The organism is Dactylosporangium aurantiacum (genome assembly GCF_000716715.1).
GTDB classification, from domain to species: Bacteria; Actinomycetota; Actinomycetes; order Mycobacteriales; family Micromonosporaceae; genus Dactylosporangium; species Dactylosporangium aurantiacum.
The window spans coordinates 48549-69508 of record NZ_JNYJ01000007.1 but is presented as its reverse complement, the minus strand read 5'-3'; the positions used below and the strand labels follow the sequence as shown (position 1 = coordinate 69508).

Annotated in this window: 14 protein-coding genes; 9 read left to right on the top strand and 5 right to left on the bottom strand. The window is 74.2% G+C overall.

Annotation, left to right across the window (positions count from 1 at the left end; genetic code table 11):
• The first annotated feature begins 2 nt into the window (after positions 1-2).
• Positions 3-578, top strand: a complete 576-nt coding sequence (locus tag OP18_RS09125; protein ID WP_033358349.1) for a 3'-5' exonuclease — start codon at positions 3-5, stop codon at positions 576-578.
• 10 nt (positions 579-588) lie between these two features.
• Here the strand turns inward: OP18_RS09125 and OP18_RS09120 are convergent, their stop codons facing one another.
• Positions 589-1215: an MBL fold metallo-hydrolase gene (locus tag OP18_RS09120; RefSeq protein WP_033358348.1), complete on the bottom strand. Its 627-nt coding sequence runs from the start codon at positions 1213-1215 to the stop codon at positions 589-591.
• 162 nt (positions 1216-1377) lie between these two features.
• Here OP18_RS09120 and OP18_RS61785 point away from each other — a divergent pair, with 162 nt between their 5' ends.
• On the top strand, positions 1378-2667 hold the full coding sequence (locus OP18_RS61785) for a DUF4349 domain-containing protein (protein WP_052386431.1): 1290 nt from the start codon (positions 1378-1380) through the stop codon (positions 2665-2667).
• A gap of 68 nt (positions 2668-2735) precedes the next feature.
• Here OP18_RS61785 and OP18_RS09110 read toward each other — a convergent pair whose 3' ends face one another.
• Both OP18_RS09110 and OP18_RS09105 read right to left on the bottom strand, forming a co-directional pair.
• A complete protein-coding gene (locus OP18_RS09110; RefSeq protein ID WP_156089385.1) occupies positions 2736-4982 on the bottom strand; it encodes a hypothetical protein in 2247 nt (748 codons plus the stop codon).
• Positions 4983-5059: 77 nt separating this feature from the next.
• On the bottom strand, positions 5060-6343 hold the full coding sequence (locus OP18_RS09105) for an amidohydrolase (protein WP_313900949.1): 1284 nt from the start codon (positions 6341-6343) through the stop codon (positions 5060-5062).
• Between the two features lie 656 nt (positions 6344-6999).
• Here OP18_RS09105 and OP18_RS09100 point away from each other — a divergent pair.
• Both OP18_RS09100 and OP18_RS09095 read left to right on the top strand, forming a co-directional pair.
• Positions 7000-8922 carry a serine/threonine-protein kinase gene (locus OP18_RS09100; RefSeq protein ID WP_081970583.1) on the top strand — a complete coding sequence of 641 codons (1923 nt, stop codon included), beginning with the start codon at positions 7000-7002 and terminating at the stop codon, positions 8920-8922.
• Positions 8923-8968: 46 nt separating this feature from the next.
• On the top strand, positions 8969-10567 hold the full coding sequence (locus OP18_RS09095) for a phospho-sugar mutase (RefSeq protein ID WP_033358345.1): 1599 nt from the start codon (positions 8969-8971) through the stop codon (positions 10565-10567).
• A gap of 19 nt (positions 10568-10586) precedes the next feature.
• Here OP18_RS09095 and OP18_RS09090 read toward each other — a convergent pair whose 3' ends face one another.
• A complete protein-coding gene (locus tag OP18_RS09090; RefSeq protein ID WP_052386429.1) occupies positions 10587-11771 on the bottom strand; it encodes a glycoside hydrolase family 26 protein in 1185 nt (394 codons plus the stop codon).
• A 90-nt stretch (positions 11772-11861) separates the two neighbouring features.
• Positions 11862-12494: a uracil phosphoribosyltransferase gene (gene upp, locus OP18_RS09085; RefSeq protein ID WP_033358344.1), complete on the bottom strand. Its 633-nt coding sequence runs from the start codon at positions 12492-12494 to the stop codon at positions 11862-11864.
• Between the two features lie 25 nt (positions 12495-12519).
• Between upp and deoC the strand changes: the two genes are divergently transcribed.
• The 5 genes from deoC to OP18_RS52180 all read left to right on the top strand — a co-directional run bounded on the left by deoC (position 12520) and on the right by OP18_RS52180 (position 20779).
• Positions 12520-13455, top strand: a complete 936-nt coding sequence (deoC, locus tag OP18_RS09080) for a deoxyribose-phosphate aldolase (RefSeq protein WP_033358343.1) — start codon at positions 12520-12522, stop codon at positions 13453-13455.
• 4 nt (positions 13456-13459) lie between these two features.
• Positions 13460-14890: an aldehyde dehydrogenase family protein gene (locus OP18_RS09075; protein WP_033358342.1), complete on the top strand. Its 1431-nt coding sequence runs from the start codon at positions 13460-13462 to the stop codon at positions 14888-14890.
• Entirely contained in the window at positions 14880-15755 is an 876-nt protein-coding gene (locus OP18_RS09070; RefSeq protein WP_033358341.1) for an aldehyde dehydrogenase family protein, read from the top strand. The genes OP18_RS09075 and OP18_RS09070 overlap by 11 nt, the downstream gene beginning before the upstream one ends.
• A gap of 295 nt (positions 15756-16050) precedes the next feature.
• Positions 16051-17022, top strand: a complete 972-nt coding sequence (locus OP18_RS09065; RefSeq protein ID WP_033358600.1) for a hypothetical protein — start codon at positions 16051-16053, stop codon at positions 17020-17022.
• Positions 17023-17257: 235 nt separating this feature from the next.
• Positions 17258-20779, top strand: coding sequence for a hypothetical protein (locus OP18_RS52180; protein ID WP_156089384.1), 3522 nt, complete (start codon positions 17258-17260; stop codon positions 20777-20779).
• The last annotated feature ends 181 nt before the right edge of the window (positions 20780-20960 follow it).

Below are 20960 nucleotides of genomic sequence, written 5' to 3'. Positions count from 1 at the left end.
GGATGCGCGCGGACGTCTATTTCTCCCTCGATGTCGAGGCCGACGGCCCGATCCCGGGGCCCTACTCGATGGTGAGCGTCGGTCTCGCGGTCGCCGGCCGGTCCGACGGGGTGTTCGCCGCGGCCGACCCGACCGCCGACACGTTCTACCGGGAGCTGCGCCCGATCAGCGACGACTTCGTGCCGGAGGCCCTCGCGGTGTCCGGGCTGGACCGGGCGGCGCTGCTGCGCGACGGCGCGGACCCGGCCGTCGCCATGGCCGAGCTCAGCGCCTGGGTGACGCGCACGGCCGGCGCCGGGCGGCCCGTCGTCGTGGCCTACCCGGCCGTGTTCGACTGGATGTTCCTGTACTGGTACCTGCTGCGCTTCACCGGCGCCAGCGTCTTCGGCCACTCCGGCTGCCTGGACATCAAGACCCTCTACGCGGTGCGGGCCGGGGTGCCGATCGGCGCGGCCGTGAAGGGGCGCATGCCGGCGCACCTGCTGTCGAAGCGCCGGCACACGCACCACGCCCTGGACGACGCCGTCGAGCAGGCGGAGCTCTTCGCCAACCTGATGACCTGGCGGGGGCCTCAGTAAGGCCCGGCGCTCAGATCGACTCGCCCGGCTCCAGGCGGGCGTAGCGGGTGCCGGACAGCCGGGTCATGTGCCCGGTGACCATCTGCTGACCGGCCTCCACCAGCAGGCTGTCGTGCAGCGCGAACGCGCGCTCCGGCGCCACCTCCCGGGTGAAGTCGATCGCCTCGGCGAGCTTCAGCCACGGCGCGGACACCGGCACGAACAGGGTGGCGATCGGCTCGTCCGGCACGTGGAACGCGTCGCCGGGGTGGTACAGCGCGCCGTCCGGGGTGTCGATCACGAACCCGACGTTGACGATGCGCGGGATGTCAGGGTGGATGATCGCGTGCCGGCCGCCGTGGGCGCGCACCGTCATCCCCGCCGCGACGAACGTGTCGCCGGGCGCGACCGCGTACACGTCGGCGTCGAGGTCGGCCAGCTGCGCCTCGACGTCGGCGTGGGTGTGCACGGTGAGCTCGGGCTGCTTCAGCGCCCGCAGCGCCTCGATGTCGAGGTGGTCCATGTGCTCGTGCGTGATGAGCACCGCGTCGGCGCCGTCGAGCGCCTCGGGCTCGCTGAACACCCCCGGGTCGATCACCAGCACCCCGCCGTCGTGCTCGATGCGCAGACAGGCGTGCGTGAACTTGGTGACGCGCATGCTTTCCGGTCCCCTCTCGAGTGCTGCCGCCGCTGGCGCCGTGCTCTGGCCGTGGCCCTGCCGTGTCGCAACCGTGACGCTGGGGGCGGGAACCGGGGCGGCGCCCGGATGCGTCCCAGGGTGCAGTTCGATCGCTCCGGTCGACCCTACCCAGGAGGCGTCATGTCAGTCAGGCGCACCAGACTGTTCCTCACGGCGGCGGGTGCCGCGCTGCTCGTCGCGGTGAGCGGCTGCGCCGCCGACAGCAAGGACTCCGCCGCCCCCAGCTCGGCCGACCGCGGCGCGGTGGCGCCCGGCGCGGTGCCGGCCGAAGGTGGCGCCGGCCCCGCCAAGGAGCAGCAGCCGAACCAGAACCCCGGTCAGGACACCGGGCAGAAGGCCCCCGGCAACCTCGACGTCGAGAACCGCTCGATCATCTACGCCGGCACGATGACGGTCCGCGTGGACGACGTCGACGCCGCGGCCGCCAGGGCGATCTCCCTCGCCACCGCCGCGGGCGGCTTCGTCGGCGGCGACAACCGCCGGCGCGACGACCGCCGCTCCACCGGCACCCTGGTGCTGCGGATCCCGGCGGCGAAGTTCACCCCGACGCTGGAGCAGCTCAAGGAGCTCGGCGACGAGGAGGACCGCACCGTCACCGCGCAGGACGTGACCGACCAGGTCGTCGACGTGCAGGCGCGGCTGGACAACGCCGAGGCGAGCGTGGAGCGCATCCGGGCGCTGCTGGCGCGGGCGACCACGATCGGCGAGATCACCTCGCTGGAGTCGGAGCTGTCGCGCCGCCTGTCCGACCTGGAGTCGCTGCAGGCCCGCAAGCGCAAGCTCGACGGCCTGACCGCGCTGTCGACGATCACGCTGCAGCTGCTCGGCCCGGAGGCGGCGATCACCCGCGACAAGGACGAGATCGGCGTCGTGGCCGGCTTCAAGGACGGCATGACGGCGTTCCTGGCCTCGCTGCAGGTGGCGCTGACGGTGCTGGGCTGGCTCGCCCCCTGGGTCCTGCTGCTGGGTGTGCCGCTGTACGTCCTGGTCCGGCTGTACCGCCGGTTCCGCCCGAAGCGCCCGGCCCCGGCCGCCGCGGGGGCCCAGCCGGCGGGGCCGCTGCCGGGCTGGAGCCCGCCGGCGTTCCCGGTCGCGCCGCGCCCCGGCGCCGTGCCGCCCGCCCGTGGCCCGGTCTCCGCGCCGCCCGCCGGCGGGCAGGTCTCCGCGCCGCCCGCGCAGGGTGCGGTGGCCGCCCCGCCGGCGCAGGGCGCGGCCGGGCAGGTTTCCGCGCCGCCCGCGCAGGGTGTCGTCTCCGCGCCGCCCGTTGCCGGCCCCGTCGCCGCGCCGCCTGCCGGCGGTCCGGGTGACGGTGGCGGTGCCGGTCCGGTCCCCGAGCCGTCTGCCGGCGGCCGGGGGCCGGACCGCACACCGCCCGCGCGGCGCGCCGAGGACGACCCGAAGGACCGGTGACCGGACCGCTCCGGGCAAGCGGCGACCGGCCCGTGACCGGACCGGTCGGGGGCCGGTCCCGGGGCCGGTCAGGTGGCGGGGACCGCCGGCGCGTTCGACGCCGTCGGCGGCTCGGCCGAGGAATCCGACAGCACCTGCACGAGTCCGGCCACGGTGGCGCCGAACGCGGGGCGCAGCTGGTAGCCGGAGTGGCCGTCAACCTTGGGGAACACCGTGTCGCCCGGGGCGATGTCGAAGCCCGGCGGGTCCACCAGCCGCACATCCCGTGCGGTCGGTGACTGCACCGGGCCGCCGATCGGGTCGGTGTCCCGCCACAGGTTGACCCAACGGGGGCTGTGCTGGCCCGCGCCGGGGACGCCATCCTCGGGGCGGGTCAGCACCGCGCCGATGCGCTGCAGGACCGCGTCGTTGACGTAGGCGGGGAAGAAGCGGGCGTACAGGCGGCGCAGGGGCGAGCCGTAGGTCAGCAGCGCGGTGCGGGCCTGCGCCTGGGGCGGCAGCTGCAGGACGGTCGCCGCGGCCAGGACGGTGCCCTGGCTGTGCCCGGACAGGATCACCCCGCCCTGCTCGGCGGCGAGCCACCCGGCCCGGCGGGCGAGCTCCGGCACGACCCGTTCGGCGTAGCAGGGCGGCGCCAGCGGGTGGGCGGCCCGCGGCCAGAACGTGCCGAGGTCCCACAGGACGCCGACGATGCGGCGGAAGCGCTGGTAGCGGTACGCCAGGATGCCGATGAACACGAGCGCGAACGCCGACAGGCCGATGAGGTAGGTGCCAAGGTTGACGACGGCGGCCATCACCTCGGCCGCGGCCGAGCCCGACGCCGCCAGCCGGATCGGCCGCTGCCCGAGCAGGGCGAACCCGGTCGCGACGACCGCCGCCGCGGCGGCCGGCACGAACACCCATACGAGCAGCCGGCCGACGTGGTCGGTGACGAGGGCGTCGGCGACGGCGGTGTCGATCTGCCCGGCCCGCCGCTCGTCGCGCTGCCGGCCGCCGCGGAAGTCGGCGTCGGTGACGACCCGGGCGTACCGGCGCAGGCGACGCACCAGCGGCAGCCCCATGCTGAGCCCGACCAGCGCCGCGAGCACCAGCAGCAGGACGAAGCCGGCCGCGGCCCACTCGTAGGCCGGCGGCGGCTCGATGAGCTGGCGGGCCTCGCCGTAGTCGGCGGTGGACGGCGCCGACCGCCGGTCGAGGAAGTCGGCGACCCGGTACGCCATCCCGGCGGCGAACGCGACGGCGACGCCCAGGCCGGTGCTGGCGATCAGGGGCCCGGCGAGGCCCTGCAGGAACGTGCCCCTGGGCCGGGTCGCGAGGACCACCGCGCCCAGGACCAGCATCAGCAGGACCTGCACCGCGAAGAGCACGGTGATGGTGCCGCTGAAGACCGGCATGTGGCCGGTGGCCGTCCACCCGTCGCGGGGCAGGCAGGCGTAGGCGAGGACCAGGCCGGTCAGCCCGACGGCGGCGTGGCTGAGCCACCGGGTGAGCGGCTTCGCCCAGCTCGCCGGCGCGTCGCGGTGCACGACGGCGCGCAGGGTCACCGCGACGAACCCGAGCAGCAGGATCAGCGCCGTACCGGCGGCGAGGACGTAGCCGGCCGGGTGCCGGTCGTGCGGGACGAGCACCCCGAGCAGCACCGCGTCGAGGGTGCCGAACGCGACCGCGATGTGCAGCGAGCGGAGCCGGCCGACGAGCGGCCGGCCGTTCCAGAAGCACGGATGGGCCAGGCCGTCGCCGTCGCCGTCGGTGTTGATCGGGAAGCCCTCGTAGCGGGCCCAGGTGCGCCGGCCCAGGAACCACAGGAACGCGATCGCGAGGACCGGGACCAGGGCGGTCACGGCGAGCCGCCGGCTGGTCGTGGCGAACGTGCCGTCGGCGAGCACCGACAGGTACGAGCGGTCCTGCAGGCACCGGGGCAGCGCCGCGCACTGCCAGCCGACGAGGTCCATGGAGATCTCCACGAACGACAGGACGAACGACGCCGTCATCGTCAGCGCGAAGACCCTGGTCAGCGCGCGGATCACGGTCCTGGCCCCGGCGCCGACGTCGGGCCGCAGCCAGATCGCGACGTTGGCGAACATGAACGGCAGCAGGAGCAGCCACAGCGCCCGGGCGGCGGCGCCGGCGGTGAGGTTGCCCCAGCGGTAGGCCTCCAGGGCCACGCCGCCGGGGCCGGTGACCGCGCCGTACTCCGCGCGGGGGCGGAAGAACCCGGCGTCGGTGTCGCCCGCGACCCGCCGCAGCAGCGGCCGGTCGAGGATGTCCTCCGCCGGGGTGCCCGTGACGCCGTGCACACGCAACTCAGTGACCACGGTCCATGGCTATCAGACCGGCGACGCTTTTCGATAGAGGTGTCGCCCCCGCAGGTGCCGCCGGCGCGGGTGCCGGGTCAGAACGCGCCGGCGCTCAGGGCGGCGAGCGCCGTGTGGACCATGACGCGCACGCCGTGGCCGATCGCGCGCTCGTCCACGTCGAACGCCGACTGGTGGATGTCGACCTTGAGGTCGGAGCCGGGCACGCCGACGCCGAGCCGGATCATGGAGCCGGGCACGCCGTCGAGGTAGAACGCGAAGTCCTCGCCGCCCATGCTGATCTCGGCCTCGACCACCCGGTCGGGGCCCAGGGCGGCGCCGGCCGCGCCGGCGACGATCGCGGTGGCGAGCCGGTCGTTGACGACGGGCGGGACGCCGCGGGTGTACTTGACCTCGACGTCGGCGCCGGTCGGCGCGATCACGTCGTGGACCAGCTTGGTGACCAGCTCGGGCACGTCGCGCCACGCGTCGCGGCTCAGCACGCGGATCGTGCCGCGGGCCATGCCCTCGATCGGGATCGCGTTGGCCGCCTCGCCGGCCCGCACGGCACCCCACACCATGGAGACCCCGGCGCGGGCGTCGAGCTTGCGGTCCAGCAGCGACGGCACGTCCACCAGGATCCGGCCGAGCGCGTGGACGAGGTCGGCGGTCAGGTGCGGCCGGGCGGTGTGCCCGCCCCGGCCGGTGAGCCGGACCTCGATCTTGTCGGCGGCGGCGGTGAACGGCCCGGAGCGGACCCCGACCAGCCCGACCGGCAGCTGCGGCGCGCAGTGCAGCGCGTAGATCGCGGCGACGTCCTTCAGGCCGCCGGCCGCGATGACCTCGGGCGCGCCGGACGGCATCGTCTCCTCGGCGGGCTGGAACAGCAGCCGCACCCGGCCGGGCAGCTCGTCGCGCTCGGCCAGCTGGGCGAGGGCCAGGCCGACGCCGAGCAGGATCGTGGTGTGCACGTCGTGACCGCAGGCGTGGCAGACGTTGTCGACGGTGGAGCGGTAGGGCACGTCCTTGGTGTCGGGCAGCGGCAGCGCGTCGAGGTCGGCGCGCAGCGCGATGACCCGGTCGCCGTAGCCGATGTCGCACATGACGCCGTTGCCTTTGGGCAGCATGCGGGGCGACAGACCGGCGCGGGTCAGCTCGCGGGCGACCAGGGCCGCCGTCTCGAACTCCTGGCCGGAGAGCTCCGGATGCGCGTGAATGTGACGTCGGACGGCTACGAGCTCGGCGCCCCGGGAGGTGAGCCAGCGGTCGAGCTGACCGGGCAGCGGATCGGCCCCGGGTGGAGTCTCGGGCCAGGACGACGTCAACTTGCTGACCCGTGCCGCAGCGGCGGCAGGATCGGGCAGCGTCAGCGCTCTCGTCACGGTGAGTTCTCTATTTCGGTCTAAAGGAGCGGCCCGCCCCATGCGTGCCACGGACAGACTAACTGGGTCAAGGTGACGGAGCGCAACATCATTCTCGTGATGCTGGGATAGCTGAGCGTCACTTGATTGGTACTGGAGGCGTAAAGTTGCTGGCCCCGTCGGAAGTGCACGGTCCGCTTCAGACAAGAACCCCTCACCTCCTACAACGGGTGACAGGCGCCACGGTCACGTGGTGTCGCGAGTAACTTTTCGCCTTCGTGCCGTCACCATCATCGCCCCAGGTCGACGCACAGTGACGGAAGACGTCGCAGCGTGGCATGAACCCGGGGGCCGGTGCCGCACCCTGCGTCCGTCCCGCCCCCCGATCGGCAGGCGCACCAGGAAATCCAGGGAAAGTAGTCCCCCGATGTTCCAGGCGCGTTTCAGTACCCCTGCGTAGACGCTCCGCCGCACCGTTCCGGTTCCCCGAAACCGCGGATTCAATCCACCCGGTTCAGGAGCGCGACAAGATCAGCACGCACGGTTGCCTACGGGTCACGGTACGGTGAAGGACCGGACCCCACCTTTCTTAACCGGCGAGCAGCAAGCAAGATAGTGGGGACCGCGGTCGTACAGCGAGAAAGTCATCTCCCCTCCATGACGACGGTTTACTGCCTGTGACTCAGCTCCCGACGTGGCACGGCGAGCCCCTGCCACCCACCGGCGCTCTGGCCTCCGCCGGAGCCGGGCGTGACCCTGCGCGCGGCCCTGAGCAGCGGGAGCCGCGCGAGCCTGGCTCCACGAGCATGCCCGTGCCCGGCCAGCGTGCCGCGCCGGGTGTGGTGATCGGCGGGCGCTACGCGCTGCGCACCGCCATCGGCCACGGCGGCATGGGCACCGTCTGGCGCGCCAGCGACACGGTGCTGCGCCGCGACGTGGCCGTCAAAGAGGTCATCCTGCCGCCGAACATGGCGCCCAGCGACCGCGACTCGATGTACCAGCGGACGCTGCGCGAGGCCCGCGCCGCCGCGGCGCTGTCGCACCCCGCCGTCGTCCAGGTCTACGACGTGGTCACCGAGGCCGGCCGGCCGTGGATCGTCATGGAGCTGCTCCAGGCCCGCAGCCTCGCCGAGATGATCGTGGAGGACGGCCCCCTCGCCGCCCGCGCGGTCGCGAAGATCGGCATCGCGCTGCTCGGCGCGCTCGAGGTCGCGCACGCCGCCGGCGTGCTGCACCGCGACGTCAAGCCGGCCAACGTCCTCATCGCCGGCGACGGCCGCTGCGTGCTCACCGACTTCGGCGTGGCCCGGATGCCCACCGACAGCGAGCTGACCACGCCCGGCATGGTGCTCGGCTCGCCGCACTTCATCTCCCCCGAGCGGGCCATCGGCGCGAAGTTCGGCCCGCCCAGCGACCTGTTCTCCCTCGGCGTCACCCTCTACACGGCGGTCGAGGGCCGCCCGCCGTTTGACCGGCGCGACCCGTTCGAGACGATGCGCGCCGTCGTCGAGGAGCCCCCGGCCCAGGCGGTCCGCGCCGGCCCGCTCGCCGGCGTGCTCTACGGCCTGCTGGAGAAGGACCCGGCCCGCCGCTGGAACGTCGAGACCGCCCGCGCGGTCCTGCGCGACCTGCTCGCCGGCCCGCTCGCCAGCAACGCGCCCGCGCACATGACGGACCCCTACGCGGTGGTCCGCCCGACCCATCAGCCGACGGTCGCGACCCCGCAGCACGCCCCGACGGGGCAGATCGGCGGCCGGGCGATGATCGCGCCCGGCGAGACGGTCAGCGGCGCCCTGCGGCGCATGCACTCCGGTGCCCCGTCCACCCCCACGCCGGAGGTGGAGCTGGAGCGCACCGACGCCAGCCGGTATGCGGCGTATCAGGACGGCCCGCTCGGCACGACCGACTGGACGCAGGCGCCCGCCGAGCCCCCGAAGCAGGCCGGCACCGACGTCAGGCGTCTCGTCGCCCAGGCCCCGACCTGGATGAAGGCCGCCGTCGCCGCGGGCGTCGTGGTCGTGCTGGTCGCCGCGCTGGCGCTGTCCGGCGTGTTCTCCGGCGACGACTCCCCCGGCGGCAAGCCGCCGGTCGCCGCGTCCAGCGCCCCGGCCGGCCCGATGCTGGACGTCGAGGCGTTCAGCCACCCGGGCGGCATCGCGGTCAACGTCCCGAAGGGCTGGACGAAGAAGCAGCTGGGCAACGCGTCCGCGCCGTATTTCGACGTCACCGACCCGGCCGACCCCAACCGCCGCATCCGCGTCAACATCGAGAAGGCGTCGAACACGCCCCGCGCCTTCCTGGAGAGCGCGGAGAACCGGTTGAAGACGACCCCGTCGAGCTGCGCGCCGCCCTACACGCACGTCAACATGACCGACAACAAGCTCGACGGCCACGACGCCGCGATCCTCGAGTACACCTGCGGCAGCGGCGAGCAGCAGCGGCACGCCCTGTGGAACGCGGTCGTCCTCGGCGGCAAGAGCTACCACTTCTTCGTGACCGTGCCCGAGGCCAAGTTCGCCGACAGCCGGGTCATCTTCGACGAGATGGTCCGCTCGTTCAAGCTCGTCGCCCCGACCACCAGCACCTCCACCGGCCAGTAACCGCACGGCCGCGAGCAGCCGCGGCGGGCCGTGCTAAGAACGACGGATGAGTGAGCTGCGCGCCGAGGCGGAGGCCTGGCTGGCCGATGATCCCGATCCTGCCGGCCGGGACGAGCTGCGGGCGGTGCTCGACGACGACCAGGAGCTGCGGGAGCGGTTCGCGGGGCCGTTGACCTTCGGGACCGCCGGGTTGCGGGGGCCGCTGCGGGCCGGGCCCAACGGCATGAACCTGGCGGTCGTGCGGGGGGCCGCGGCGGGGCTGGTCAGGTGGCTGGCGGCGGCGGACGTGGACGGGCCGCTCGTCGTCGGGTACGACGCCCGCCACGGCTCGAAGGCGTTCGCCGAGGAGACGGCGCGGGTGGCGCGGGGCGCGGGCCGGCGGGCGCTGGTGCTGCCCCGGCCGCTGCCGACGCCGGTCCTCGCGTTCGCGGTGCGGCACCTGGGGGCGGCGGCCGGGGTCATGGTGACCGCGAGCCACAACCCTCCGCAGGACAACGGTTACAAGGTGTACCTTGGCGACGGCTCGCAGATCGTGCCGCCCGCGGACCGGGAGATCGAGCGGGCGATCCGGGCGGTCGGGCCGCTGCGGGACGTGCCGCTGGGTGACGCCGGCGAGACGCTGGGCGAGGACGTGGTCGAGGCGTACGTGGCCGGGGCGCTGCGCACCGTCCAGCCGGACGGGCCGAGGGACCTCGTCGTGGCGTACACCCCGATGCACGGCGTGGGCAGGGAGGTCTTCGAGGCGGCGGTGACCGGGGCCGGGTTCGCGGCGCCGGCGGTCGTCGCGGAGCAGGCCGACCCCGACCCCGACTTCCCGACGGTGGCGTTCCCCAACCCGGAGGAGCCGGGCGCCACGGACCTGCTGCTGGCCCTGGCCACGGCGCGGGGCGCGGACGTCGCGATCGCCAACGACCCCGACGCGGACCGGTGCGCGGTGGCGTACCGGGGCGGCGACGGCTGGCGGCTGCTGCGGGGCGACGAGGTCGGCGTCCTGCTCGCCGACCACCTGATGCGCCGCGGGGTGAAGGGGCGCTACGCGACCACGATCGTGTCGTCGAGCCTGCTGTCGCGGATGTGCGAGGCGCACGGCGCGCCGTACGGCGAGACGCTCACCGGCTTCAAGTGGATCGTGCGGGCCGGCGACGACCTGGTGTACGGCTACGAGGAGGCGCTCGGGTACTGCGTCGCGCCGGGGTACGTGCGGGACAAGGACGGGATCACCGCGGCGCTGCTGGTGTGCGAGCTGGCCGCGGAGCTCAGGACCCGGGGCCGGACCCTCGGCGACCGGCTCGACGAGCTCGCGCTGCGGCACGGGGTGCACGCGACGGACCAGCTCAGCGTGCGCGTCGACGACCTTGCCGACATCGCCGCGGCGATGGCCACGATCCGGCGCCGGCCGCCGGTGGAGCTGCTCGACGAGCCCGTCCACGCGGTCGAGGACCTGCTGCCGGACGCCGACGTGCTGATCGTGCGGGCCGGCACGACCCGGGTGGTGGTCCGGCCGTCGGGGACGGAGCCGAAGCTCAAGGCGTACCTGGAGGTGGTCGAGCCGGTCGACGGCGGTGACGTGGCCGCGGCCCGGGAGCGGGCGCGGGCGTCCCTGGCGGCGCTGCGCACCCAGACCGCCGAGGCGCTCGGCCTGTGAGCACCGTCCGTGACACCGCCTACAGCACGGCCGAGAACACCGTGGACCCGGCCAGCTTCCGGAACTCGGCGAGCGCCGCCTGGGAGCTGTCCGGCCGCGTGTCGCCCTTCGGGGCGTTCGGCGAGTCGAAGTACACCAGGGCTTTGATCGCCGGGAACCGGCCGAGCTGCTGGCGCACCGTCGAGTAGATCCAGGCCTTCTGGGCGGGGTCGGCGGCGTGCTCGTACACGCCCCATTCGGCGACCATGAGCGGCTTGTCGCCGTGGGTGCGGGTGACCCAGGTGTAGAAGCCGGGCCACCTCGCGGGGTCCGAGGTGCGGTCGACCAGGTACGCGAAGTCGCCGTGGCCGTAGCCGCCCGGCTTGGCGAACAGGTACGGGTCCATGCCGATCCAGTCGACGACGTCGTCGCCGGGGTACAGGTCGCCGAACCAGGGCTGCACGCACCACGGCTCGTACGCCATGTAGACCATGACGAACACGACGTTGGTGACGCCGGCGGCGCGCAGGCGCAGGACCGTGTGCCGGTACATCGCGGCGTAGTCGCGGGCGGTCATGCCGCCGCCGGCCCGCACGTCGTTCTCCGGCTCGTGGTGCAGGGCGACGAACAGCTTGCCGGGGAACGCCCGGAGCCGGGCGGCGGCACGGTCGATGCGGGCGTCCTGCCCGCCGGCGGCGACGTCGGCCCAGGTGGTGTTCCAGGCGACCTTCCAGTTGGCGAAGAGGATCCGCTTGCGTGACTGCCGCACGGTGGCGATCTCGTCGGCGGTCGGCCAGACCTCGTCGCCGCGGTGGTAGGAGTGCAGGATGTCGGCGGGGCGGCCGGTGGTGCGCTCGAAGTTGCCCAGCGCCTGCGACGCCGGCAGGTCGGTGAACGCGCCGGGCGCGACCCCCCACAGCAGCCCGCAGCCGGGCACGAGCCTGGCGTCGAGCCCGCAGCGGGCGCGTCCGGCGGTCGTCGCCGGGGAGGCCGCGGCGGGCGGTGCCGAGGACGGCGTGCCCGCCGGCGGGGTGCGGGACGCGGCGGCGCCGCCGGTGCCGGGGGCCGCCGGGTCGTCGTGCCGGGTCGCCGGTACGGACACCGCCCGCGGATCGGGTCTGCCGACGGCCGTCGCCGCGAGGGCGCCCGAGCCGACGAGGACCCCGACGGCGAGCGCCACGGCGAGGACCGGATGGGTGCGCAGGAAGGAGCGTCGGTGCTTCATCGCCGGTCACCGTAGGCCGCCGCGGCGGTCACCAGGCAATGCCTGAGCAGCGGGAATCCCCCGATCCGGCGACGAGACTTAAGCCGCCGCTCAGAAACGGGGCATGCCGCCGAACTGCCGGTCGCCGGCGTCGCCGAGGCCCGGGACGATGTACATGCGCTCGTTGAGCCGCTCGTCGATCGCGGCCGTGACCAGCCGGATCGGCAGGCCCGAGTCGGCGAGACGCTCGATGCCGGCGGGGGCGGCCAGGACGCACAGCACGGTGATGTCGGTCGCGCCGCGGTCGACGAGCAGCCGCACGCAGTGCAGCAGCGAGCCGCCGGTGGCCAGCATCGGGTCGAGGACCAGCACCGGGATGCCGGTCAGGACGCCGGGCAGCGACTCCATGTAGGCACGCGGCTCGTAGGTCTCCTCGTCGCGGGCGAGGCCGACGAAGCCCATGGAGGACTCCGGCAGCAGCGCGAGGGCCGAGTCGGCCATGCCGAGGCCGGCGCGCAGGACCGGCACCAGCAGCGGCGGGTTGGCCAGGCGGGTGCCCTGGGCCGTCGCGACCGGCGTGCGCACCGGGAACTCCTCGGTGGCGAACGAGCGGGCGGCCTCGTACACCAGCATCGTGGTGAGCTCGTGCAGCGCCGCGCGGAACGCGCCGTTGTCGGTCCGTTCGTCGCGCATCGCGGTCAGTCGCGACTTGGCCAGGGGGTGATCCACCACGAGTACGTCCACGACACGTAAGCCTAGACTCGGGGGCATGACCCTCACCGCCGAGGTCGCGCGCTCACAAGGCGCCCTGCGGACCTTCCTGCACGGTTTGCCCGGTGTCGACCAGGTCGGCGCGGAGCAGCGCGCCGCCATGCTGGGCACCCGGTCGATCAAGACGTCGGCGAAGGCGCAGGCCCTCGACCTGGCGATCCGCATGGTCGACCTGACGACCCTCGAAGGTTCCGACACCCCGGGCAAGGTCCGGGCGCTGTGCGCGAAGGCGATCCGGCCCGACCCCGCCGACCCGACCTGCCCGAGCGCCGCCGCGATCTGCGTCTACCCGGCGATGATCTCGGTGGCCGCCGAGGCGCTGCGCGGCAGCGGGGTGCACCTGGCCAGCGTCGCCACCGCGTTCCCCTCCGGGCAGGCGCCGCTGGAGGTGAAGCTCGCCGACACCCGCGCCGCGGTCGCCGACGGCGCCGACGAGATCGACATGGTGATCAAGCGCGGCGCGTTCCTGGCCGGGCGCTACGCGGAGGTCCACGACGAGATCGTGGCGGTCAAGGAGGCGTGCGGCGACGCGCACCTCAAGGTCATCCTGGAGACCGGCGAGCTGGCCACGCTCGACAACGTGCGCCGCGCCTCGTGGCTGGCGATGCTGGCCGGCGCCGACTTCATCAAGACCTCCACCGGCAAGGTCCAGCCGGCCGCGACGCTGCCGGTGACGCTGGTCATGCTGGAGGCGGTGCGCGACTTCCGGGCCGCGACCGGCCGGATCGTCGGGGTGAAGCCCGCCGGCGGCATCCGCACCGCGAAGGACGCGATCAAGTACCTGGTCATGGTCAACGAGACGGCCGGCCCCGACTGGCTGGACCCGGACCGGTTCCGCTTCGGCGCCTCCACGCTGCTCAACGACCTGCTCATGCAGCGCACCAAGCTCGCCACCGGCCACTACGCGGGCCCCGACTACTTCACCTTGGACTAGGGCGATGGACTTTCAGTACGCACCCGCGCCGGAGTCACGCTCGGTCGTCGACATCCGGTCCTCCTACGGCCTGTTCATCAACGGCGAGTTCGTCGACGGGCGGGGCGAGTCGTTCAAGTCGGTCAACCCGGCGACCGAGGAGGCCCTGGCGGACATCGCCGCGGCCGACGCGGCCGACGTGGACGACGCTGTCCGCGCCGCCCGTCGCGCCTTCGACACGGTGTGGGGTCCGATGCCGGGGCGGGAACGCGCCAAGTACCTGTTCCGCATCGCGCGGATCATCCAGGAGCGGGCCCGCGAGCTGGCGGTGCTCGAGTCGCTGGACAACGGCAAGCCGATCCGCGAGTCGCGCGACGTCGACGTGCCCCTCGTCGCCGCCCACTTCTTCTACTACGCCGGCTGGGCCGACAAGCTGCCCTACGCCGGGTTCGGCCCGGACCCGCGCCCGCTCGGCGTCGCCGGTCAGGTCATCCCGTGGAACTTTCCGTTGTTGATGTTGGCGTGGAAGATCGCGCCGGCGCTCGCGGCGGGCAACACGGTGGTGCTGAAGCCGGCCGAGACGACACCGCTGACGGCGCTGCTGTTCGCCGAGATCTGCCAGCAGGCGCAGCTGCCGCCGGGCGTGGTCAACATCGTCACCGGCGCCGGGGACACCGGCCGCCTGCTCGTCGGGCACGACGGGATCGACAAGGTGGCGTTCACCGGCTCGACCGAGGTCGGGCGGGCCATCGCCAGGGCCGTGGCCGGCACCCGCAAGCGGCTCACCCTGGAGCTGGGCGGCAAGGCGGCCAACATCGTGTTCGACGACGCGCCGTTCGACCAGGCGGTCGAGGGCGTCGTCAACGGCATCTTCTTCAACCAGGGGCACGTCTGCTGCGCCGGGTCGCGCCTGCTGCTGCAGGAGTCGGTCGCCGAGGAGTTCCTCGAGGCGCTGAAGCGGCGGATGGCGCAGCTGCGGGTCGGTGACCCCCTGGACAAGAACACCGACGTCGGCGCGATCAACTCCGCCGAGCAGCTGGCCCGGATCCGGCAGCTGTCGCAGGTCGGCGAGGACGAGGGCGCCGCGCGCTGGTCCGCACCGTGCGAGCTGCCGGCGCGCGGGTTCTGGTTCGCCCCGACGATCTTCACCGGGGTCACGCAGGCGCACCGGATCGCCCGGGAGGAGATCTTCGGGCCGGTGCTGTCGGTGCTGACGTTCCGTACCCCCGACGAGGCCGTCGAGAAGGCCAACAACACGCCCTACGGGCTGTCCGCCGGGGTCTGGACCGAGAAGGGGTCCCGCATCCTGCACCTCGCGGACCGGCTGCGCGCCGGCGTGGTGTGGGCCAACACGTTCAACAAGTTCGACCCGACGTCACCCTTCGGCGGCTACAAGGAGTCCGGCTACGGCCGTGAGGGCGGCCGTCACGGGCTGGAGGCATACCTTGAGCACTGAGTCACCGGCGCGTCTCGCGGTGCGCAAGACGTACAAGCTCTTCATCGGCGGCGCGTTCCCCCGCAGCGAGTCCGGGAGGTCCTACCAGGTGCATTCGGCCTCCGGCGAGTTCCTGGCCAACGCCGCGCTCGGCTCCCGCAAGGACGCCCGTGACGCGGTCAAGGCGGCCCGCGCGGCCGTCGGCAAGTGGTCCGGCGCCACGGCGTACAACCGCGGCCAGATCCTGTACCGGGTGGCCGAGGTCCTCGAGGGCCGCCACGACCAGTTCGTGAGCGAGGTGAAGGCGGCCGAGGGCGTCCCGCGCAAGGAGGCCGCCGCGCTGGTGGACGCCGCGATCGACCGGTGGGTCTGGTACGCGGGCTGGGCGGACAAGATCGCACAGGTCCACGGCGGGGCGAACCCGGTCGCCGGGCCCTACTTCAACCTGTCCGCGCCGGAGCCGACCGGGGTCGTGGCCGTCGTCGCGCCCGCCGCCTCCTCGCTGCTGGGCCTGGTCAGCGTCATCGCGCCGGCGATCGTCACCGGCAACACGGTGGTGGTCCTCGCTTCCACCGACCGGCCGCTGCCGGCGATCTCCCTCACCGAGGTCCTCGCCACCTCCGACCTGCCGGGCGGCGTCGTCAACGTGCTCACCGGGCAGGTCGCCGAGATCGCCCCGTGGCTCGCGGCGCACATGGACGTCAACGCCATCGATCTCACGGGTGTGACGGACGACACGCTCGCGAAGGAATTGGAGAGCGCCGCCGCGGAGAACCTCAAACGGGTGATCCGACCTGCTGACCCGGACTGGAACGCCGATCCCGGGGTGTCCCGCATGCTGGCGCTGCTGGAGATCAAGACGGTCTGGCACCCCAAGGGGGTCTGACCGTCGCCAACCGGGCACACTAGGGTGTTTGTGCGCGAGGCCATCTCAGTGAGCAGTGTGCCCGCACGCCGAGCCGACTACGGAGGTCACAGTGGCCCGCCAGTCTTCCCGTCCGTCTTCCTCACGTCCGGCGTCCTCGCGCCCAGCGGCTGCGAAGAAGAGCACGCCGGCGCCCGCCGCACAGGAGCCCGCCGAGGTGTCCGAGATCCAGGACACCACTGAGACCGCCGAGGTCGTCGAGGACGCCACGGTGGCCGACGACGTCGAGGCGCTCGAGGACGACGAGGTCGAGGCGCTGGACGACACCGACGCCGAGGCCGACGACGATGACGCCGACCTCGACGAGGAGGACGGCGTCCGGGAGCGCTCCGCGCAGGCCGACGCCATGTGGTCCGACGTCAACATCCAGCCGGTCGAGGTCGCGCTGCCCAAGGGCGTCGGCTACACCCTGCGGGCGTACCGGCTGTCGACCGAGCTGACCCCGACCGAGCTGGACGAGGAGGAGGACGACTTCGCGATCCTCCACCGCCGCGAGGCCGACGTGGACGACGAGGAGGTCGTCATCCTCGACGAGCACGCGGAGCTGTTCGTCGAGGACGAGCCGGCGCCGGCGAAGTCGAAGAAGAAGTCGGACGACGACGAGGACGAGGTCCTCGCGAAGGACGACTCGGACGACGAAGCCGACGAAGCGGACGACGAGGACGAAGCGGACGAGGTCGACGCCGAGGCGGAGGCCGAGGACGAGGGCGACGAAGCGGACGAAGCGGACGAGGAGGAGCCCGAGGAGGTTCCCGCGTTCCTCAGCCACCGCGGCAAGCTGCTGCTCTTCCGCAGCGTCGAGGGCCTGGTCGAGTTCGTGAAGTCCGACGCCGAGCACGACCTGCGCCAGCTGGACACCTGGAGCAGCCTGCAGACCCGCATCACCGCCGCGTCGGTGGTGCCGAAGGACGAGGACCGCTACGAGCTGGACCTCGTGGTGGAGAACCTGCGCGGCGGGCAGGACGCCTGGGACTCCGACCTGCTCATCGCCGCCGGCGAGGTCGCCCGCGACCTGGCCTACTCGCTGCGCCTGGAGCCGGTCCGCACCGCCCTCGCCCCCGGCTCGCCCCTGGACGACCTGGACGAGGCGCTGCGCGCGGCGGCCGGCGGCGGCGTGAGCGGCTTCTTCGCCAAGCGGCGGCTCAAGAAAATCGGGGCACAACAGGCAGCGCTGGGCTGGCGGACCATAATCGGCAAGATTTCTGCCGCCGTGGACTGGCGTGATTGATTTGTGACCGACAGGATCTAAGCCGTGGGCATTTTGGCACGGCGGGCACGACCCGACCTTTGACCGGACGGGTGGCGGCGGTGCGCGACGATCAGCCGAGGACGGCATTCAACCGAAACGGCTGATCGCGTCACCCGCCCGCAACCTGTTTAGTAGAGGTCGTTCAGTTTGACCTGCGGCAACACACGGCGGGGCGCCGGGACACGTCCCCGCCGACGTGGTGAAAGCTCAACTGATGTCCCGAGAGGAGGACGACGCGGTGGCGCTCGTTCGGGTGTACTGCGGTCTGGCGTCGGCTGATCCCGCCGAGCCGCAGTCAAGCTCCGAAATCTGGTTGACCGTCGCGGTCGTCGACGACGCCGGCCGGCTCATCGACATCTGCGAGGTGAGCGACGACGCCGGCGGCTACGCGGAGCTCAGCGCGCTGCTCGCGCAACGCTCCGGCGGGCAGTCCGCCGTCGCGGTCGCGGCCGAGAGCGACGACCACGTCGTCACCCAGCTGCTCACCGCGGCCGGGCGCAACCTCGCCTTCACCGACGACGACTCGGCCGACGACTACGCCGAGCGGTTCGCCGACGACGAGTCGCCGGAGGAGATCCAGTCCAACGCCGCCGAGCGGCGCGCCGTGGGCCTCGCCCGCGCGCTGCAGGCCGGCGTGCTCTCCGCCGTCGGGCAGTCCCCGCCGCGCGACATGCTGCCGCTCAAGCCGGTCCTCGCCGCGCACGCCGCAGTCGTCGCCGGCCGGCAGAGCGCCGCCGCGACGCTGCGGGAGGTGCTGCGCGAGCTGTACCCGGCGGCGCTGCGCGCCTACCCGGACCCCGCCGAGACGATCCCCCTGGCGGTCCTCGACGCGCTGCCGGAGCCCGGCATCCTCGGCGGCGGCGCCGCCGGGCGCAACCGGGACGCCCAGGTCGTCACCGAGCTCGCCGCGGCCGGGGTGGCCGACGCCACCACGCTCGGCGAGGCCATCACCGCGCTGCGGGTCGCGATCGCAGAGACCCCGCGGCGCACCGGCGTCAACCGGGCGCTGACCACCGCGGTCGCCGAGACCATCCGCCAGTCCGTCGCCGCCGTGCGCGCCTGCGACGCCGCCGCCGCCTCCCTCGTCGGCGTCCTGGCCGACAAGATGAGCCCGTCGCGGCCGCAGCCGGGCCGCCAGCGCTCGCCGCTGACCCCGGTCGCGCCGCTGCGCGCCGCGCCGCCGGCCCCCGTCTCCTCGCCGGCCGCCGCCGGTGCCATGCCCACCGTCGGGCAGGACGCCCCGCCGACCCGCAGCCGGGTCGCCGCGCGCGCCGCCGAGGCCGCCCGCGCCGCGGAGTCGACCGCCGCCCAGGCCGCGCCGGCCGCGCCCGCCGCCTCGTTCGGCGCCGGGGCCCAGCCCGCGGCCGCCGGGCGCACCAACGCCGCCCAGGCGACCGGCGGACGCCGCCGCGCCCAGACCGGCACCCCGCAGATGCCGACGCAGGCGCAGCCGCCGGCCGTGTCCGCCCCGCCGGCCGCCTCCGTCGTGTCGGGCCCGCCCGGGCGCCGCGCGGTCGCGTCCGGGCCGCCCGCGGTCTCCTCGACCCCGCCGGCGACCACGACGCCTCCCGGCTACCAGCCCGCGGCGGCGTCCTACGGCCAGCCGGTCACCTCCACGCCGCCGGCCCCGGGCCAGCCCGTGACGTCGGCCCCGCCCGGGTTCGGCCAGCAGGTCGCCTCGGCGCCGCCCGCGTACGGCCAGCCCGTCACGTCCACGCCGCCGGTCACGTCGACCCCGCCCGGCTACGTCGCCTCGACGCCGCCGGCGTACGGGCAGCCGGTCACCTCGACCCCGCCCGGCTACGTCGCGTCGACGCCCCCGGCGTACGGGGTCAGCTCCACCCCGCCGGCCTACGGCGTCACGTCCACGCCGCCCGGCTACCAGCAGACCTTCCCGGGCGCGTTCGAGGCGCCCGGTGCGGCGCCGACGTACCAGCCGGCCGCGTACCAGCCGCCGACGCCGACGTACGCGCCCGCCCCGCCGATCCCGCCGACGTACCAGCAGCAGCCGCCGGTCCCGGCGTCGATGCAGTCGATCCCCGTGCCGCTGCAGCCCGCGCCGCCGCAGCCGGTCCCGGTCGCGCCGCTGCCCGTCGCGCCCGCCCCGGTCGCGCCGCCGCCGGTCGCCCCGGCCCCGGTGATCCCGCCGCCGGCCGCGACCGAGCAGCCGACGTTCTCCTCGCTGATGCCGACGCCCCCGCCGGACATCGCCCCGCTGCTGACCGACACCGGCCTGGACTTCACCCGGCCCGCCTCCGCGCCGCCGGCCGCGGCGCAGGAGAGCGACAGCGGCGCGATCCGGCTCAGCGACCTGAGCTCCCTCGGTGAGCCGCCGACCCTGGACGCGGCGGCCCCGGCGCTCGGCGGCCGCAGCGGCTGGCCGCTGGGCGACAGCGGCGACGCCTACGACGGCGACCCGCTGAACATCTCGTCCTCGTCGTCCTCGTACTCCTCGGACCTGAGCAGCCTGCCGCGCCTGAGCGACCTGCCCAAGCCGCCGGTGGAGCTGCAGGACCTGGAGACCTCCGGCGAGTTCGGCCGGCGCGCCGCGGCCACGCCGCCCGCCCGCTCCGAGCACGCCGAGCTGCTCAACCGCTCCGAGCTGAGCCGGTCGGAGCGCAACCGGGCCGACCGCGACCGCGCCGACCGCGCCGACCGCGACCCGCTCAACCGCGCCGACCTGCCGGGCTCCGACAGTGACAGCGCGGCCGAGACGACGGGTCGGCGGCGCGGCAGCCGTACCGACGACGCGGCCGCCACGACCGGACGGTCCGAGGGACGCCGGTCGGCCGAGCGCTCCCGCGCCGAGACCTCCTCGCCGGCGGAGCCCACGTCCCGCACCGAGATCCCCCGCTCCTCGCGGACGGAGCGCTCCGAGATCCCGCGCTCCGAACGGGCCCGCACGGAGATTCCGCGTTCGGAGCGGTCGCGCACCGAGATCCCGCGCAGCGAGCGGTCCCGGGCCGAGCGCCCGGTCGAGCTGCCCCGCCAGCGCGAGGGCCGCGTCCCGCCGCCGTGGCAGACCGGCGACCTGCCGGCCGAGCCCGCCGGCCTGCGTCTCGTCGAGCCGGCTCCGGTGCCGGACCCGGCGCTCACCGGGTACTCCGACGAGCTGAGCGGGGAGTACAGCGGCGAGTTCCGCTTCGAGCCGCCGGCGCTGCGCCTGGTCGAGGGCCCCGCCGAACGCGCCACCGCCCGCAGCAACGGCACCGGCGCGGGCCGCAGCCGCCGCGCCGCCGCCGAACGGGCCGAGTCGACCGCCAAGCCCGCCGACGAGGCCGACGGCGACCTGCTGATCTTCGCCGCCGCCCGCTCCGCGTGGTTCACCGACTGGGACGCCGACAGCGAGTCCGAGTCGGCGGCCGAGCGCCCCGCGGTCAGCTGGGAGAGCCAGAACGACTCGGCCTGGCGCGCCGCCGAGCAGGCCGCCCAGCCGAAGCTCGGCGACGAGACCTCGACCGGCCTGCCGCGGCGCGTCCCGCAGCAGAACCTGGTGCCCGGCTCGCCGGTCAACGCGCCGGAGCGTCCGCTGCGCATCGTCCGTGACGCCGCGCAGATCGCCGCGCACACCACCGGCTACTTCCGTGGCTGGCGGCGGGGCCAGGAGGTCGGCGGGTTCTCCGTCGGCGGCCGCCCCGGTCGTGAGGCGGCGGGTGGCTGGGACTTCAGCCGCGAGCGTGAGGCCAGCCGCGACTACCAGGAGCGCGAGTTCGAGTACCGCTCAGCTCGTCGCTGACCCTTTGCGCGTGGGTGCGGAAGGGCCGTCCGGGTTTCCGGGCGGCCCTTTCGCCGTTTCCGGGTGTCCGCGTGTCTGTGTGTCCGCGTGTCCGCGTGTCTGTGTGTTCCTTTGGTGACCGCGCGTCGATGTTCGGGGTTGGCGTTGGACTGCCGACGGTGTCCGGCGGGAGAATTCGGGG